Raw genomic sequence first — 13,189 nt, forward strand, 5'->3', positions numbered from 1 at the left:
GCCACGTGAGCACCCCTGACGTCGTCATCGTCGGCGGCGGAATCGGCGGGCTGAGCACCGCTTTCGCACTCGCGCGGATCGGCATGCAGGTGCGGGTCCTCGAGCAGGCGAAAGAATTCGGCGAGGTGGGCGCGGGAATCCAGCTCGCGCCGAACTGCACCCGCATCCTCGACGACTACGGACTGCTGGACGAAGTGAAAGCCCGTGGGGTCGTACCCGACCGGATGGTGATGCGGGACGCGGTCGACGGGAGCGAGCTGACCGCACTCGATCTGCGGGATCTCGAACGCGAATACGGCTTCCCCTATCTGGTGATCCATCGCAGCGATCTGCATTCGCTGTTCCTCCGGGCGTGCCGCGACGCCGGCGTCGAACTGCTCACCGAGCAGCGGGTGGTGTCGTACGCGCAGGCCGCCGGTGCGGCGAGCGCGACAACGCAGGCCGGGACCGTCCACACGGCGAATATCGTGATCGCGGCCGACGGACTGCACTCGGTCGCCCGCACCCTCTTCGTCGACGACCAGCCGGTTTCCTCGGCGTATGTCGCCTACCGCGGTACCGTGCCGATCACGGAGGTCGACCGTCCGGTGGACCTGTCCGAAGTGGTCGTCTACGTGGGGCCGCGGTGCCATTTCGTACACTACGGGCTGCGCGGCGGGGACCTGCTCAATCAGGTCGCGGTATTCGAATCCCCGAAGGCGCGTGCCGGTCTCGACGACTGGGGCACACCCGACGAACTCGACAGTGCCTTCGCCGAGACCTGCGATTTCGTCCAGCGGCGGCTACCGCATATGTGGCGGGACAAATGGTGGCGCATGTACGACCGCGATCCCATCGACACTTGGGTCGATGGCCGGATCGCCCTGCTCGGCGACGCGGCCCATCCGCCGCTGCAGTACATGGCGCAGGGCGCGATCATGGCGATCGAGGACGGATGGGTGCTCGCCGAACACGTGCGGCGGTTACGGGGCCGGGACGGTGCGGTGGACTGGACGGGTGCGCTCGCGGCCTACGAAGCGGTCCGGCCGGAACACTGCCGCCGGGTGGTCCTGACCGCACGCGTGTGGGGTGAACTGTGGCATCTCGACGGGATCCGGCGGGCACAGCGCAATGTCCTGTTGCGGGAGCGGGAGGTCGCCGACTACTCGTTCACCGATTGGGTCTACGGCCCGACCGCGCTGTTTCCCGAGGACGAACCCGCGATGTTCGAACCGATTCCGCTCGCCTCGGCCGAACGGGTGGCATCCGGTTCGGCGGACTCGTTCGTCCCGTAGCGAGCTACCCGGAGCGCATGTTCGAAGTAGGCCGGCGAGACGGCCGGCCGCAACGATATTCGATACACCGGCGAAACGTTCCGGCAGCGGCAATTCGCCGAAGCCCGGATCCACGGCGGTGTGACACTGGCCGATATCGATCACGTCATCCTTCCGGAGCCGCCCGGGCGGAATTGCGAGATGCGCTGGATACCGCCGAAATCCCGTGGCGTGTAGTGGTGGCGTAGTCCAGCTCGGAGCCCGCGCCGGTCGGGATCGACCCGCCACCACGTGGCCGGCCCAGATATCAGTTCACCTGGCGCCCCCGCCCGCCCCAGTACGGTGCGCGCAGTTTGAACTTCTGTAGTTTGCCGGTCGCCGTCCGCGCCAGTTCTTCCCGGAACTCGACCGACGTCGGCGCCTTGTAACCCGCCAGCCGCTGTTTGCACCAGGCGATCAGTTCCGATTCGGTGGCGTTGCTCGCGTCGATACCCGGACTCAGTACCACCAGCGCCTTGATCGTTTCGCCCCACTTCTCACTCGGCACCGCGATCACCGCCACCTCCGCCACCGCGGGATGGGAGAACAGGCAGTCCTCGACCTCGATCGAGGAGACGTTCTCGCCACCGGTGATGATCACGTCCTTCTTCCGATCGGCGATGGTCAGGTAGCCGTCGTCGCCCACCACACCACCGTCGCCGGTGTGGAACCAACCGTCGGCCAGCGCCTGTTCGCTTTCCTCGGGCCGCCCCCAATAGCCTTCCATCACCACGTTGGATCGGGCCAGCACTTCCCCCGCGCCCGCTTCGGATTCCTCGACCCGCAACCGGACACCGAGTGCCGGGGCGCCCGCACGGGTCAGTTCGGCTGCCCTGTCCTCCGGTTCGAGGTCGTCCCATTCCGCCCGCGAGCGGTTGACGGTCAACAGCGGGGAGGTTTCGGTCAGGCCGTAGATCTGAATGAACTCCCAGCCCAGTTCCCGCTCCACGCGGGCGACGGTTTTCGTGGGCGGCGGGGCACCCGCCATGATGATCCGGACCCGGTCGCGTCCGGGGATCTCGCCCTCCCAGGTCTGCGCGGCCTCCAGAACCGCGGCGGCGACGGCCGGAGCCGCGCACATCACCGTGACACCGTGATCGCGGACCCGGCGCAGGATCTCGGCGCCGTCGATCTTGCGCAGCACGATGTGCCGGGCGCCGACACCGGTCATCGCGAACGGCATACCCCAGCCGTTGGCGTGGAACATCGGCAGGGTGTGCAGGTAGACGTCGCGATCACTGATCGTGGCGTGTAGGCCGAAGGTGACCGCGTTGACCCAGATATTGCGGTGGGTGATCTGTACGCCTTTCGGGCGCGCAGTGGTGCCGGAGGTGTAGTTGATAGTGGCGGTAGCGGATTCGTCCGGTTGCCACGACCGCGGCACCGAACCCGGCGTGGCGTAGAGGTCGGTGTCGGAGCCCAGAACGAACGTGTGCTCGCAGTCGATCTCGGCGAGCGAGTCCGCGAGTTCCGGATCGACGTACAGCACACGGGCACCGGAATCCGCCACGATGTAGCGCACCTCGTCGGGGCGCAGGCGGAAGTTGATCGGGACCAGTACCCGGCCCCATCCGCTCACCCCGAAGAAAGAGGTCAGCAACCGGCTCGAATTATGGCTGACGATCGCGACCCGGTCGCCGGGGTCGATACCGAGTTCGTCGAGGCGGGCGGCCTGTCTACGGGCGAGGTCGGCCACTTCGGAATAGGTCGCTGCGCCGCGGCCGGGCGCGGGCTGGACGGGTTCGTCGACGATACCGATCCGGTCGCCGTACACGGTTTCGGCGCGGTCGAGGAAATCGGGGACGGTGAGCGGGACGAACATGGTCCTCCTAGGAGATCTTGCGTACGCCCGGAGACGATTCCGCGGACCTTCCGGCGGTCCGACGATTGTCTCCCCCGAACCCGGCCCGGCGGGCCGGAATTCTTGCGGCGGTCTCTCCGCGGAGCGGACGAGGAGTATCCGAGGCGGCCGTCACGCTGAGCGAGAACGGTCGGAACCTCGATGCCCGGGGCGTTTCGCCGGGTTCCGAACCGCTGGGTCGGCGACGTGTTCGCCGGGCTCACGGTTCCGGATCGTGGGTCTCAGTGGTCCTGCTGGGCCAGTGCGTGGCGTGCTTCTTCGTGGAGCACATCCAGCAGTTCCTGTTCCAGCGCGACGAATTCCGGAGAGGTGATCATCGACAGGTGCCGCGGCCTGGGCAGCTCGATATCCACCTCGCGACGTACCGTGGCCGGTCGCGCGGACAGCACGATCACCCGGTCCGACAGGTATACCGCTTCCCGGATGTCGTGGGTGATCATCAGTACCATCCATCGATAGCGCTGCCAGACATCCTGGAGCCACGCCTGCATCTCGGTGCGGGTGAGCGAGTCCAGAGCACCGAACGGCTCGTCCAGCAGCAGCAACTCCCGCTCCTGCACCACGGTCCGTAGCATCGCCGCCCGCTGCCGCATACCGCCGGAGAGCTGGGACGGTCGTGCGTCCTCGAAACCGGCGAGCCCGAAAACGGGGAACAGTGCGCGGGCCCGGCGCCGGGCCTCCGGTTTCGGGACGCCCTGTACCTGCAGGCCCAGGGCGGTGTTGTCGAGCACCGTACGCCACGGGAACAACAGGTCCTTCTGCGGCATATAGGCGCAGTGCGCCGCGCTCGGCTCACCGTCGCTCGTACCGAAATGGATACTGCCCGAATCGGGCGTCTCCAGACCGGCGAGCATACTGAAAACGGTGCTCTTACCGCAGCCGCTCGGGCCGATGACGGAGACGAACTCCCCCGGCTGCGCGGTGAACGACACTCCGCCCAGTACCTGCCGGTCGGGGCGGCGCCGACCGGGCCGCGGGAACGATTTGGTGAGGGCGTCGACGACGATCCGGTTGCCGCGGGCCTCAGTCACGCCGGCTCCTGTTCTCCGCGCGGGCCCACGGTGCGACGATACGTTCGATCGCGAAGGTGAGCAGATACAGCGCGATACTGATGAGCGCGGTGACGAGTACGGCCGCGAGCACCAGGTCGGTGCGGAAGGAGTTCTTCTGCAGGCTCATATAGATGCCGAGGCCGCGGCTGGCGCCGACGTACTCGGCGAATACCGCACCGACGACCGCGTAGGTGATCCCGATCCGGAGCGCGGTGAAGAATCGTGGCACGGCGGACGGTAGCCGGACATACCGGAACACCTGGACTCGTGAGGCCCCCATACTGCGCAGCAGCGCACCCGCCTCCCGGTCGGCCGCGGCGAACCCCTCGATGAGCCCGATCGCCATCGGGAAGAAGGTGACGAGTGCGACGACGAGAACTTTCGGGAGCAACCCGAAACCGAACCAGATGATCATCAACGGCGCTATCGCGATGATCGGCAGGGTCTGGGAGGCGACGAACAGCGGTACGAACGCCCGGCGCAGCCAGGGCGAGAAATCGACCACGACAGCCAGCAGCCAGGCCAGGCCGAGCGATACCGCGAAACCGATCAGGGTGACCTGGAGGGTGGCGGCGGCATGGACACCGATCTCGTCGCGGTGTGCCCATCCCTGTTCCACCACCCGCACCGGGGACGGGAGCAGCTGCGGTCGGATACCGCTGACCTCGACATAGACCTGCCAGAGCGCGACCAGCACCGCCACGATCACGAGGGCCGGTATCGACCGGCCGATCCCGGCCGATCGGCCCGGAACGGTGGCGGCGGGCTCGAACGGGGTATCGGATGCGGAATCGCTACGGGGTGGCGAGGTAGTCATCGGTGAAATAGCCCGACCAGTCGGGCTCCTCGGTCAGCGCTGCGCCGTCGGGCCCGGTGAGCAGGCCCTTTTCGTACAGGAAGCCGGAATTCGCGGCCCACTGCTCGCGGGTCTGACCGCCGACCCGGCCGTCGGGCGCCTTCATGAACTGTTCGGCCAGCATGCGCTGACTCTCGAACACCAGTCTCTCGTCGTTGAACGCACCGGGGTTGGCGTCGATGAGATCCTGGGCGGCGGCGTCCGGATCGTCGGCGGCGAACTGGTATCCGCGTTGCAGCGCCTGCACGAATTTCCGGGCGCGGTCGGGGTTGGCGGCCAGCCAGTCCTGGTTGGCGTCGATCACGATCGCGTACGCGTCCGGGAAACCGAAATCGGTGTACCGGAAATACCGCATCGGGGTGCCGTGGTGTTCGGCCTCGATCCCTTCCCAGCCGAGATAGGAGACGGTGAAGTCGGCTTTGCCCGAGTAGACGGCCTCGTAGGCCGAGGTACCCAGGGTGACGGTGGTGAATTCGCCGCGGCCGCCGTCGTTGCGGATCACCTGCTGGAGTGCCTCCACCTCGCCGGGATCACCGAAACCGGCATAGGTCTTGCCGTCCAGATCCTTCGGGCGGGTGATATCGGCGCGGTCGGCCTTCACACCGATTCCCGTGGCCCAGTGCTGCAGCGGGGCGAGTACCGACAGGGTGTGCGCGCCGGAGGCCCGTGCGAAGGTCGACGAATTATGGGTACTGACCCCGAATTCGGCGTTCCCGGCGTCGATGACGGTATCGACGGCTGTGTTGTTGTACGGCAGGATCTGCACATCCAGACCGGCGTCGGCGAAGTAGCCGCGCTGCTGCGCGACGAACAATCCGGAATGGTTGGTGTTCGGTGTCCAGTCCAGGGCGAACCGTATGGTCGCGCCGTCACCGGGCCCGGTATCGCAGGCGGTGAGCGCGGAGAATACCGCCACGGCCGCGACCGCCGCCGCGAGAGCCCGGCGTAACCGGCCGCTCATGGCGCGGGCCACGGCTGCGGATGCAGGGCGGTATCCCAGAACATCAGTTCGTACCGGGTGGCGACGGTGAACGCGGTCGCCATCGCCGCGCGATCCCGGTCGCTCGCGGCCGCGGCCGCGGTATCGACGAAAGCCCGGGCGGTGGTCGCGGATTCCTGGAATTCCGCGGCGCCGTAGGTGGACACCCACTGCGCATAGGGGTGCCGGGGGTCGGCGGCGAGTACCGCGGCCGCGCCGACGGCCAGCTCGCGACCGACCTCGGCATAGATCCAGAAGCACGGCAGCGCGGCCGCCGCGCCTACCGCGTACGACTCGGTCGCGGCGGTCGAGACCAGATAGGAGACATATCCCAGACAGGCCTGCGAAGGCTCCGGCTCGCCCTCCCGGGCCGGGAGACGACCATCGCTGAGCAGGTCGTTGTGCATACCCGCCTCGACGGCCACGGCCGTGGCGGCCGAACCCGCCCAGAACTGCGCGGCCTGCGCGTCGGGCGATTTCGCCGCGAGCAGGGCCAGCACCTTCGAATAGCCGGCGAGGTACAGCGAATCCTGTTCCACGTAGGTGCGGAACACATCGAGCGGCAGGGTGCCGTCGCCGAGCCGCCGCAGGAATTCGAGCTCATCGATGGCTCCGCGCAGATTCTTCGTCCGATCCCAGAGGTGTTCGGTGAATCGGCCGGATTCGGTGTCGTGCGCGCGTGTAGCCAAGACATTCCTTCGTCAGCATTACCTGGACAGGTTCTCGGGTATGTTCTCAGCCCCGCGTCGCGGAGCACCCCGTGTCAGAACGAATCCGACCATAGCAGTGACCGGGCCCGCGGTGGGGACCAGGTACGCGGCGGGCGGCCGGGGAACACTGCGCCGGAACGCACCGGTGACGCGATCCGGCGGGCTGTCGGAGTCCGAGACGGACCAGGGCATCGCAGCTCCCGGTCGGTCGACCGGCTCAGTCGCGCATGAGCCGGTCGAATGGTGCACACCGTCGGCCTCATGGGTATCGGCCCTGCTTCGAAGCGCGACAGGTGACCCATGTGCGCCGTCACCGTGACATCGCCGCGACCGTTTCGTAATCTAACAGTGATCTTGTCGTCGAGCGTTACGAGTGGTCCCTATTATGCCTGGTCAACACCGCAAACCGGCCCGAGCCAAGAAGATCGCTCCGCTGGCCGGAAGCGCGATCGCGGCGACGGCGGTGATCGCGTTGTCGGTGACGGCCCGGCCCGGCCCGGACGCTCGGCCCGCGGCGGCGGCTGTCGATATGCCCGCGGTCCCCGCCGCCGGTATCGGCACGGCGGCGCCCGAGGCCGCACCCGGGGCACCGGTTCCGGTGGCCGCGGTCGATCGGCCGCGGCCACCGGAACCCGCCAGATACGCCAAGCGGCACGCACCCCCGGCGATCCCCTGCTCCGCCGAACTCGCGGGAGCGCAGCCGCAGGTGGCGCAGGTGGGAAATCTGATCGACAAGACGTTCGGCGTCGGTGATATCGGTGGCGCGAACGGCCGGTACGACGGTGATCACGGTGCCGGTCTGGCGCTCGATTTCATGATGTCCGATCCCGCCCGGGGCGATGCGATCGCCGACTTCGTGCTGGCCAACAAAGAGCGGTTCGGGGTGTCCTATGTGATCTGGCAGCAGCGGTACAACGACGGCAGCGGCTGGACGTACATGGAGGACCGCGGGAGCCCCACCCAGAACCACTACGACCACGTACACGTGTCCTTCGACTCGGCGGCCGATATTCACGTGACCTGCTGATGAACCGCTCAGCGGCCGGAGAACCCTTGTTCGGCGGCGACCGAGGCACCGAGCCCCACGATCAGCGCACCGCCCGCACCCCCGACCGCTTCCAGCCGCTTCGGTGACCGCGCGAACCAGTTGCGGGCCGACGCCGCGAGCAGGGCCCACGCGGTATCGCTGATCAATGCGATCACCAGGAAGAACGAGCCCAGCACCAGGAGCTGGAGCGGCAGCGATCCGGATGCCGCGTCGGTGAAATGCGGTAGGACCGCGGCGAAGAAGACGATCGCCTTGGGATTGGTCACCCCGACCACCACGCTCTGCCGGAACACCCGGCGGCCACTGGTCGGCGACGCGGGCGAACCCAGCACCTCGTGTAACGCCTTGCGCTCCCGGAACGCCTGCACCCCGAGGTGGATCAGGTACAGGGCGCCGGTCACTTTCACGATCGCCATGGCCGTCGCCGAGGCCGCGAGTACCGCACCCAGTCCCACCGCGACGAACAGCAACGCGATCTGCACGCCCAGTGAATGGCCGAGCACCGAGATCAGGGCCGCTCGCCGCCCCAGGGTGAGCGCACGACCGATGGTGAACAGGACACCGGGCCCGGGAACGACGACGATGAGAGTGGCCGCGGCCACGAACGCGAGCAGATTGGCGGCAGGGACCATCACCGGATTCTAAGTGGGAACCGCCCTGACGGCGATCGGATTACGCCACCCGTTCGAGTCCGCCTCCGTCCGGGATCGCGGTTATCGGTCACCGTCCCGAGGGGTTCTCGGGAAGCAGCGGACCGAGGGGTCCGAGGTCGATGTTCAGATCTTCCGGCGTGAGTCCGAAATGTTCACGGAGCTCGTCCATCCGCTGTTCCAGCAGCATCAGCGTGGTACCGATGCGTTCGACCTGGTCGTCGCTCAGATCACCGGTGTCCACCCGGCGCAGGGCCTGTCGTTCCATCAGCTGGCGCAGCAGTTCCACCAGGGTGAGAACCAGCGTGACCAGACCGCGCTCCACCGTTTCCGGGTCGGTGTCGATACGCGGTGACAGCCCGTCGAATTCGGTCATCGCGGCTGCCCCGGGGCCGGACCGTACAGGGTGCTGATCGAGGAGATCAGGGCCCGCAACGAGATCTGGACCAGATCGACATCGGCGATGGCGAGTTTGATATCGCCGGAGACGACCACCCCGCCCGCCAGAACGCGATCCAGCAGGTCGACGAGTGCGATCCGGCGCTCGCTGTCGACGCTGTTCACGATGCCTCGCGGTCCACGCCCGCGAACGAGTACGGCGGCCACGGTCCGGTGAGTTCGAGCCGGATACCGGGGAATTCGGCACCCAGGGCATCCACCGCCGCGGCGAAATCGTCGGCGCGGTCGTCGTCCACCAGATAGGTACCGTTGAGCACCATCCAATCGCTGCGCCCGCTCAGCGCGGGATCCGTGGTCGGCTGGCGTCTACCGGCCGCGGCCCGGCGGCTCAACCGGGCGTGGATGGTCTCCGCGCGCCGCGCCGCATCGGCTTCCACCGTCTCCTGAGCAGACAGCTGAGCGCGGCGGCGGGCCAGGTAGGCCGCGCCGGCCCCCTGCGCGGTGGCGTCGGCCCGGGCCTCGGCGACTGCGGCGGTGAGTGCGGCACGGTCGCCGTAGACCTTCACACCCCATTCGGTGCGCCCGCTGACCAGGACCAGCGCCGCCTCCAGATCGGCCTGCCGTTCGCGGAGCAGTTCGCGCACCCGCTCGTCATCGAGAAAAACGGTCGCCAGCCGCAGCGGCGCCGCGGGTGCCCGGCGCACCGCGGCGGATACCACCGCGTCGTGCGCCCGCGCCGTAGCGGCCAGCCAGTCCAGGTCCTCCAGATTCCGGCTCAGCGGCTGCGCCCCGAATACCGCGAGCGGGACCGATCCGACCAGCGCGGCAAGCGATTCCGCGGCCACGACACGGACGGGCTCACCGGCCACTCCGGTGAGTCCGGCGAACCCCGGCGCGGCGTCCGGGGCCGCGGTCACCGCGTACAGCCAGACGCCGGTGTCGCCGGTCACGGCCGCTTCTTCTCCTGCTGTTCGTGGCGGGCCTCGACGGCCTCCCGGCGGCCGGCTTCGAGTTCGGCTATCCGGTCGCGTAATTCGCGGTTCTCGAGTTCGAGGTCACGGTCCTGCCGCTCCAGCGTCCGAGCCTTGCTGTTGAGCCACGGGTCGGTCTCCCACCAGTCGATGCCCACCGCTTTGGCGGTTTCCAGCGAGGCGACGACCAGACGCAGTTTGATCGTGAGCAATTCGATATCGAGCAGATTCACCTGGATATCACCGGCGATCACCAAGCCCTTGTCGAGGACCCGCTCGAGAATATCGGCGAGGTTCGTCGACTGGTGCCCACCGCTGTAGGGTTGCGGTTCGTACGATCCGCCGCCACCGACCACCGTCATCGCCGGCCCCGTCCGCCGATCTCGGTGCTACCGCGCGCGTAGCGGGTGGTTCTGCGGTAGGCCAGCAGATTCCCGTCGAAATCCACCTCCACCTCGTAGAGCGCCAGCGTATCCGCCGACGAGGGGATGCGGTGATCCTCGAGTACTTCGATCTCCACCAGCCGGCCGTCCTCGAGCGGCTCCATGGACGTGACACCTTCCACCTGCTTAGATGTCAACTCCATCAGATGCTCGACCGCCGCCGCCGCGGCCTCCCGGGCGGTGAGCGGTTGCGGCCTGTCCGGATCCGGATCGACGTCTGCGCCGTCCTCGGTGGTCGGCCTGCGGCTCATAGTGGCTCTCTCCTCTCACCGGTCGGCGGGGATCCGCGGGCCGGGCGCCTGATCCGGGAGAGAACCTCCCGCAATGCCCGGTCCCGCTCGTCCTCGGAGATCTCACCGGCCCGGGCGTCCTCCTCGATCTCTTCGATATCGCGGCGGACAGCGGCCGGACTGCGCCACTGCCGATCGACCTGCTCCTCGATCACTTCACCCAGCCAGATCACCCCGCGGACCGGAGCCAGCGGTAACAGGACGATCGACGACAGCAGTCCCATATCCTCACTCCGGGACTTCGCCGGCGGTCACGAAATCGTAGGGCGCCATCGGCCCGAGCAGGTTCAGCTGGACCCGTCCGTCCCATTCCGCGCCGAGTTCGGTCAGCGCGCGCAGCAGATCGTCCTCCCGGGACAGGTCGAGCAGTACGGCGAGGTGGACGGCCTCCTCTTCGTGTGTGGGCTCACGCTCCCGCACGGTCGGATCGAGATCGCTGAGCGCGGCCGCCACCCGGCGGGTGTCCGCGGCGCGTTTGGCCTCGATCTCCCGGTTCACGATCTCGCCCAACCTGATCCGCTCGTTCCGGGTGGCGTCTTCGGGTCTGTCGCGGATCTCCGCGCGCAATCGTGCCGCGTCGGGGTTCTCGTCCAGGATCTCCTGGAGCACCGTGTTCTCGGTGTAACGTCCGCGGATCACGTACTGGGCGCGGCCTTCCAGATCGTTCAGCGCGCTGCGGAACTGGTCGTGGTTGGGGGCGAGTAGTTCCTGTTCCACCGCCTCGGTATCGGTGACCACGCCGCCGAACTGCAGCGGCAACACGGGGGCCACAGCGGCCGTCCCGTCCAGCAGGCGCGCGTGCGCGGTGAGATCGTCGGGCATGCCCAGCGGGCGGTCGAGCGAGACCTCGCTGATCAGGGCGGCGATATCGCCGTGCCGTACGACGGCGACGTCGGCGGGTGGGTCACCGATCCCCTGGGCGTGCGGTTCCGGCTCCACATCGGCGGTCACGATGCCGTAGACGTACACCCCGGTCCGCTGATCGCGATCGCTTTCGGTTGCGGTACTCGCGGTGGACATCATCGCTCCCCTCGTTTGGAGACCCGGGAGGTCTGGCGCTGGTCCTGCACGTCCCCGAGGAAGTCCTGCACCTTCTTCCCCGCCGCTTCGATGGCACCTTTCGTCTTGTGCTCGGCCGCGCCCTCGGTGACATCGCCCACGAGGTCGGTCAGCCCCTTGGGCTCGTTACTCGAGATCTCCAGCCGGTTGACGGCTTCGGCGAAACGCAGATACGTGTCGACGCTGGCGACCACGACGCGGGCGTCGATGGTCACCAGTTCGATACCGACCAGGGACACTCGGACGAACGCGTCGACGACGAGTCCCTTGTCCAGGATGGTGTCGACGACCTCGGCCAGGCCGGATGAGTTCGGACGGGCGACAGCGCCGCTACCGCCACCGCCCGCGGGTTCTATGGTCATGTGCGCGCTCCTCGCCTCTCGCGGGAACGGCGTGGTGCGGCGGCGCGGCGCCGGGCGCCCGGGCGGCGCGCGGGCTCCGGTTCGGCCTCGTCGGCCGCGTCGTCTTCAGCCGAATCCTCTTCGGTCTCGCCGTCCTCGTCCTCGTCGAGTTCGCCTGCTTCGTCTTCTTCTCCGCCGTTTTCTTCTTCGTAGTCTTCTTCGCCTTCGGCGGCTTCTTCGTCCGCGCCGGTTTCTTCCTCCGTGCCCTCGTCCTCGGCGCTCTCCTCTTCTTCCCGGCGCCGCGCGGTCTCGTCGTCCTCGACGACCTCGCCGTCACGGATCTCGCCGTGCCAGCCCACGATATCGTCGGGACTCAACACCGCCTCGGTCATCGCATAACGCTCGAAATGCTTGAGTTCCAGGCGACATCGGCGCCCGGCCGCACGCCAGATATTGGCGGTCTTCTCGAAAAATCCCTGCGGGTGATATTCCAGAACCACCAGCACCCGGGTGAAATGCGGGCCCAATTCGTGGAAGGTGACCGCGCCGTCGATATAGCCTTTGGCCCCCTTGGAACGCCAGACGATCCGCTCGAACGGCACCTGTTCGAGGATGGTGGACTCCCAGATCCGCCGCGACCAGAACACGCGCCCGGTCCAGGAGAGTTTCTCGTCGGCGACCTGTTCCACCTGTTCCAGCTTCTTCATGAACTTGGGGAATTCCGCGAACTGGGTCCACAGGTCGTACACGAGCTCGACCTCGGCGCCGATATCGATGTGCTCGACGATATTGGCCAGTTTGAGTTTCTTCCCCTTGCCACCCTTGCCGCCCCCGCCGGTGAGCGCGTCCTTGGCCGAGGACACGGTGTCCTTGAACGACTGTCCGACTTTGCTCACTCCCGCGCTCAGGGCCGCCCGCATCGGGGACGCGCCTTCGGAGAGCTTTTCGACTCCCGTCAACGCCGCGAGCAGGTTGCCACCCTGGCCTTCGGCATATTCGTTCAACCGGTCGGCCGCGCCCGATACCCCGCCGGACAGACTGGACACGGCCCGCTGGGCAAGGGTTCCGGCGAGATTCTGCGCCGACTGCCGGAGCAGATCGCCGGGACTCGCCTGCTCCGCGGTCTTCCTGGCCGTCGAACCGGCCGATTTCGCGACCCCGGTCGCACGGTCGGCGGTGCCGGTAGCCGCCTTTCCGACGCCCGAGGCGGCATCACGCAATACTTTCGCCATGACTGG

General features: G+C 67.7%; 17 protein-coding genes. 2 read left to right on the forward strand and 15 right to left on the reverse strand.

Going from position 1 to position 13,189, the window contains the following annotated elements; translation table 11 throughout:
- Positions 1-5: 5 nt before the first annotated feature.
- A complete protein-coding gene (locus ACWEWT_RS06595; protein WP_452556858.1) occupies positions 6-1,274 on the forward strand; it encodes an FAD-dependent oxidoreductase in 1,269 nt (422 codons plus the stop codon).
- 286 nt (positions 1,275-1,560) lie between these two features.
- On the opposite strand, the gene ACWEWT_RS06600 is transcribed toward ACWEWT_RS06595, so the two are convergent.
- The 5 genes from ACWEWT_RS06600 to ACWEWT_RS06620 form a co-directional block, all read right to left on the reverse strand.
- A complete protein-coding gene (locus ACWEWT_RS06600) occupies positions 1,561-3,114 on the reverse strand; it encodes an AMP-binding protein (RefSeq protein WP_452556860.1) in 1,554 nt (517 codons plus the stop codon).
- A 260-nt stretch (positions 3,115-3,374) separates the two neighbouring features.
- Positions 3,375-4,184 (reverse strand): ABC transporter ATP-binding protein, encoded by an 810-nt coding sequence (locus tag ACWEWT_RS06605; protein ID WP_452556862.1) that lies wholly within the window; start codon positions 4,182-4,184, stop codon positions 3,375-3,377.
- Positions 4,177-5,022 (reverse strand): ABC transporter permease, encoded by an 846-nt coding sequence (locus ACWEWT_RS06610; protein ID WP_452556864.1) that lies wholly within the window; start codon positions 5,020-5,022, stop codon positions 4,177-4,179. Before ACWEWT_RS06610 ends, ACWEWT_RS06605 begins: the two co-directional genes overlap by 8 nt.
- Positions 5,000-6,022 carry an ABC transporter substrate-binding protein gene (locus ACWEWT_RS06615; RefSeq protein WP_452556866.1) on the reverse strand — a complete coding sequence of 341 codons (1,023 nt, stop codon included), beginning with the start codon at positions 6,020-6,022 and terminating at the stop codon, positions 5,000-5,002. The genes ACWEWT_RS06610 and ACWEWT_RS06615 overlap by 23 nt, the downstream gene beginning before the upstream one ends.
- The gene (locus tag ACWEWT_RS06620; RefSeq protein WP_452556868.1) at positions 6,019-6,729 is read right to left on the reverse strand and encodes a TenA family protein; all 711 of its coding nucleotides are present in this window, start codon (positions 6,727-6,729) and stop codon (positions 6,019-6,021) included. Before ACWEWT_RS06620 ends, ACWEWT_RS06615 begins: the two co-directional genes overlap by 4 nt.
- Before the next feature lie 406 nt (positions 6,730-7,135).
- Here ACWEWT_RS06620 and ACWEWT_RS06625 point away from each other — a divergent pair, with 406 nt between their 5' ends.
- The gene (locus tag ACWEWT_RS06625) at positions 7,136-7,777 is read left to right on the forward strand and encodes a hypothetical protein (protein WP_452556870.1); all 642 of its coding nucleotides are present in this window, start codon (positions 7,136-7,138) and stop codon (positions 7,775-7,777) included.
- An 8-nt stretch (positions 7,778-7,785) separates the two neighbouring features.
- On the opposite strand, the gene ACWEWT_RS06630 is transcribed toward ACWEWT_RS06625, so the two are convergent.
- The 10 genes from ACWEWT_RS06630 to ACWEWT_RS06675 all read right to left on the reverse strand — a co-directional run bounded on the left by ACWEWT_RS06630 (position 7,786) and on the right by ACWEWT_RS06675 (position 13,183).
- The gene (locus tag ACWEWT_RS06630; protein ID WP_452556872.1) at positions 7,786-8,430 is read right to left on the reverse strand and encodes a LysE family translocator; all 645 of its coding nucleotides are present in this window, start codon (positions 8,428-8,430) and stop codon (positions 7,786-7,788) included.
- Between the two features lie 88 nt (positions 8,431-8,518).
- Positions 8,519-8,824 carry a gas vesicle protein K gene (locus ACWEWT_RS06635; protein ID WP_452556874.1) on the reverse strand — a complete coding sequence of 102 codons (306 nt, stop codon included), beginning with the start codon at positions 8,822-8,824 and terminating at the stop codon, positions 8,519-8,521.
- The gene (locus ACWEWT_RS06640) at positions 8,821-9,015 is read right to left on the reverse strand and encodes a gas vesicle protein (RefSeq protein ID WP_452557693.1); all 195 of its coding nucleotides are present in this window, start codon (positions 9,013-9,015) and stop codon (positions 8,821-8,823) included. The genes ACWEWT_RS06635 and ACWEWT_RS06640 overlap by 4 nt, the downstream gene beginning before the upstream one ends.
- The gene (locus ACWEWT_RS06645) at positions 9,009-9,797 is read right to left on the reverse strand and encodes a GvpL/GvpF family gas vesicle protein (RefSeq protein ID WP_452556876.1); all 789 of its coding nucleotides are present in this window, start codon (positions 9,795-9,797) and stop codon (positions 9,009-9,011) included. The genes ACWEWT_RS06640 and ACWEWT_RS06645 overlap by 7 nt, the downstream gene beginning before the upstream one ends.
- Complete coding sequence (locus ACWEWT_RS06650) at positions 9,794-10,180, reverse strand: gas vesicle protein (protein WP_452556878.1); 387 nt, start codon at positions 10,178-10,180, stop codon at positions 9,794-9,796. Before ACWEWT_RS06650 ends, ACWEWT_RS06645 begins: the two co-directional genes overlap by 4 nt.
- Positions 10,177-10,512: a gas vesicle protein GvpO gene (gvpO, locus tag ACWEWT_RS06655; RefSeq protein WP_452556880.1), complete on the reverse strand. Its 336-nt coding sequence runs from the start codon at positions 10,510-10,512 to the stop codon at positions 10,177-10,179. The genes ACWEWT_RS06650 and gvpO overlap by 4 nt, the downstream gene beginning before the upstream one ends.
- Positions 10,509-10,775 (reverse strand): gas vesicle protein GvpG, encoded by a 267-nt coding sequence (locus ACWEWT_RS06660; RefSeq protein WP_452556881.1) that lies wholly within the window; start codon positions 10,773-10,775, stop codon positions 10,509-10,511. Before ACWEWT_RS06660 ends, gvpO begins: the two co-directional genes overlap by 4 nt.
- 4 nt (positions 10,776-10,779) lie before the next feature.
- Entirely contained in the window at positions 10,780-11,571 is a 792-nt protein-coding gene (locus ACWEWT_RS06665; RefSeq protein WP_452556883.1) for a GvpL/GvpF family gas vesicle protein, read from the reverse strand.
- Positions 11,571-11,972, reverse strand: a complete 402-nt coding sequence (gene gvpJ / locus ACWEWT_RS06670; RefSeq protein ID WP_452556885.1) for a gas vesicle protein GvpJ — start codon at positions 11,970-11,972, stop codon at positions 11,571-11,573. The genes ACWEWT_RS06665 and gvpJ overlap by 1 nt, the downstream gene beginning before the upstream one ends.
- Positions 11,969-13,183: an SRPBCC family protein gene (locus ACWEWT_RS06675; RefSeq protein ID WP_452556887.1), complete on the reverse strand. Its 1,215-nt coding sequence runs from the start codon at positions 13,181-13,183 to the stop codon at positions 11,969-11,971. Before ACWEWT_RS06675 ends, gvpJ begins: the two co-directional genes overlap by 4 nt.
- Positions 13,184-13,189: the final 6 nt, after the last annotated feature.

The sequence above is a fragment of the Nocardia sp. NPDC003963 genome (genome assembly GCF_053605105.1).

Bases quoted from the DNA above. Each gene is read 5' to 3' on its own strand.
- ACWEWT_RS06600 (WP_452556860.1), bottom strand. From the start codon at position 3,114: ATGTTCGTCCCGCTCACCGTCCCCGATTTCCTCGACCGCGCCGAAACC.
- ACWEWT_RS06610 (WP_452556864.1), bottom strand. From the start codon at position 5,022: ATGACTACCTCGCCACCCCGTAGCGATTCCGCATCCGATACCCCGTTC.
- ACWEWT_RS06615 (WP_452556866.1), bottom strand. From the start codon at position 6,022: ATGAGCGGCCGGTTACGCCGGGCTCTCGCGGCGGCGGTCGCGGCCGTG.
- ACWEWT_RS06625 (WP_452556870.1), top strand. From the start codon at position 7,136: ATGCCTGGTCAACACCGCAAACCGGCCCGAGCCAAGAAGATCGCTCCG.
- ACWEWT_RS06630 (WP_452556872.1), bottom strand. From the start codon at position 8,430: ATGGTCCCTGCCGCCAATCTGCTCGCGTTCGTGGCCGCGGCCACTCTC.
- ACWEWT_RS06635 (WP_452556874.1), bottom strand. From the start codon at position 8,824: ATGACCGAATTCGACGGGCTGTCACCGCGTATCGACACCGACCCGGAA.
- ACWEWT_RS06650 (WP_452556878.1), bottom strand. From the start codon at position 10,180: ATGACGGTGGTCGGTGGCGGCGGATCGTACGAACCGCAACCCTACAGC.
- gvpO (WP_452556880.1), bottom strand. From the start codon at position 10,512: ATGAGCCGCAGGCCGACCACCGAGGACGGCGCAGACGTCGATCCGGAT.
- ACWEWT_RS06660 (WP_452556881.1), bottom strand. From the start codon at position 10,775: ATGGGACTGCTGTCGTCGATCGTCCTGTTACCGCTGGCTCCGGTCCGC.
- ACWEWT_RS06665 (WP_452556883.1), bottom strand. From the start codon at position 11,571: ATGTCCACCGCGAGTACCGCAACCGAAAGCGATCGCGATCAGCGGACC.
- gvpJ (WP_452556885.1), bottom strand. From the start codon at position 11,972: ATGACCATAGAACCCGCGGGCGGTGGCGGTAGCGGCGCTGTCGCCCGT.
- ACWEWT_RS06675 (WP_452556887.1), bottom strand. From the start codon at position 13,183: ATGGCGAAAGTATTGCGTGATGCCGCCTCGGGCGTCGGAAAGGCGGCT.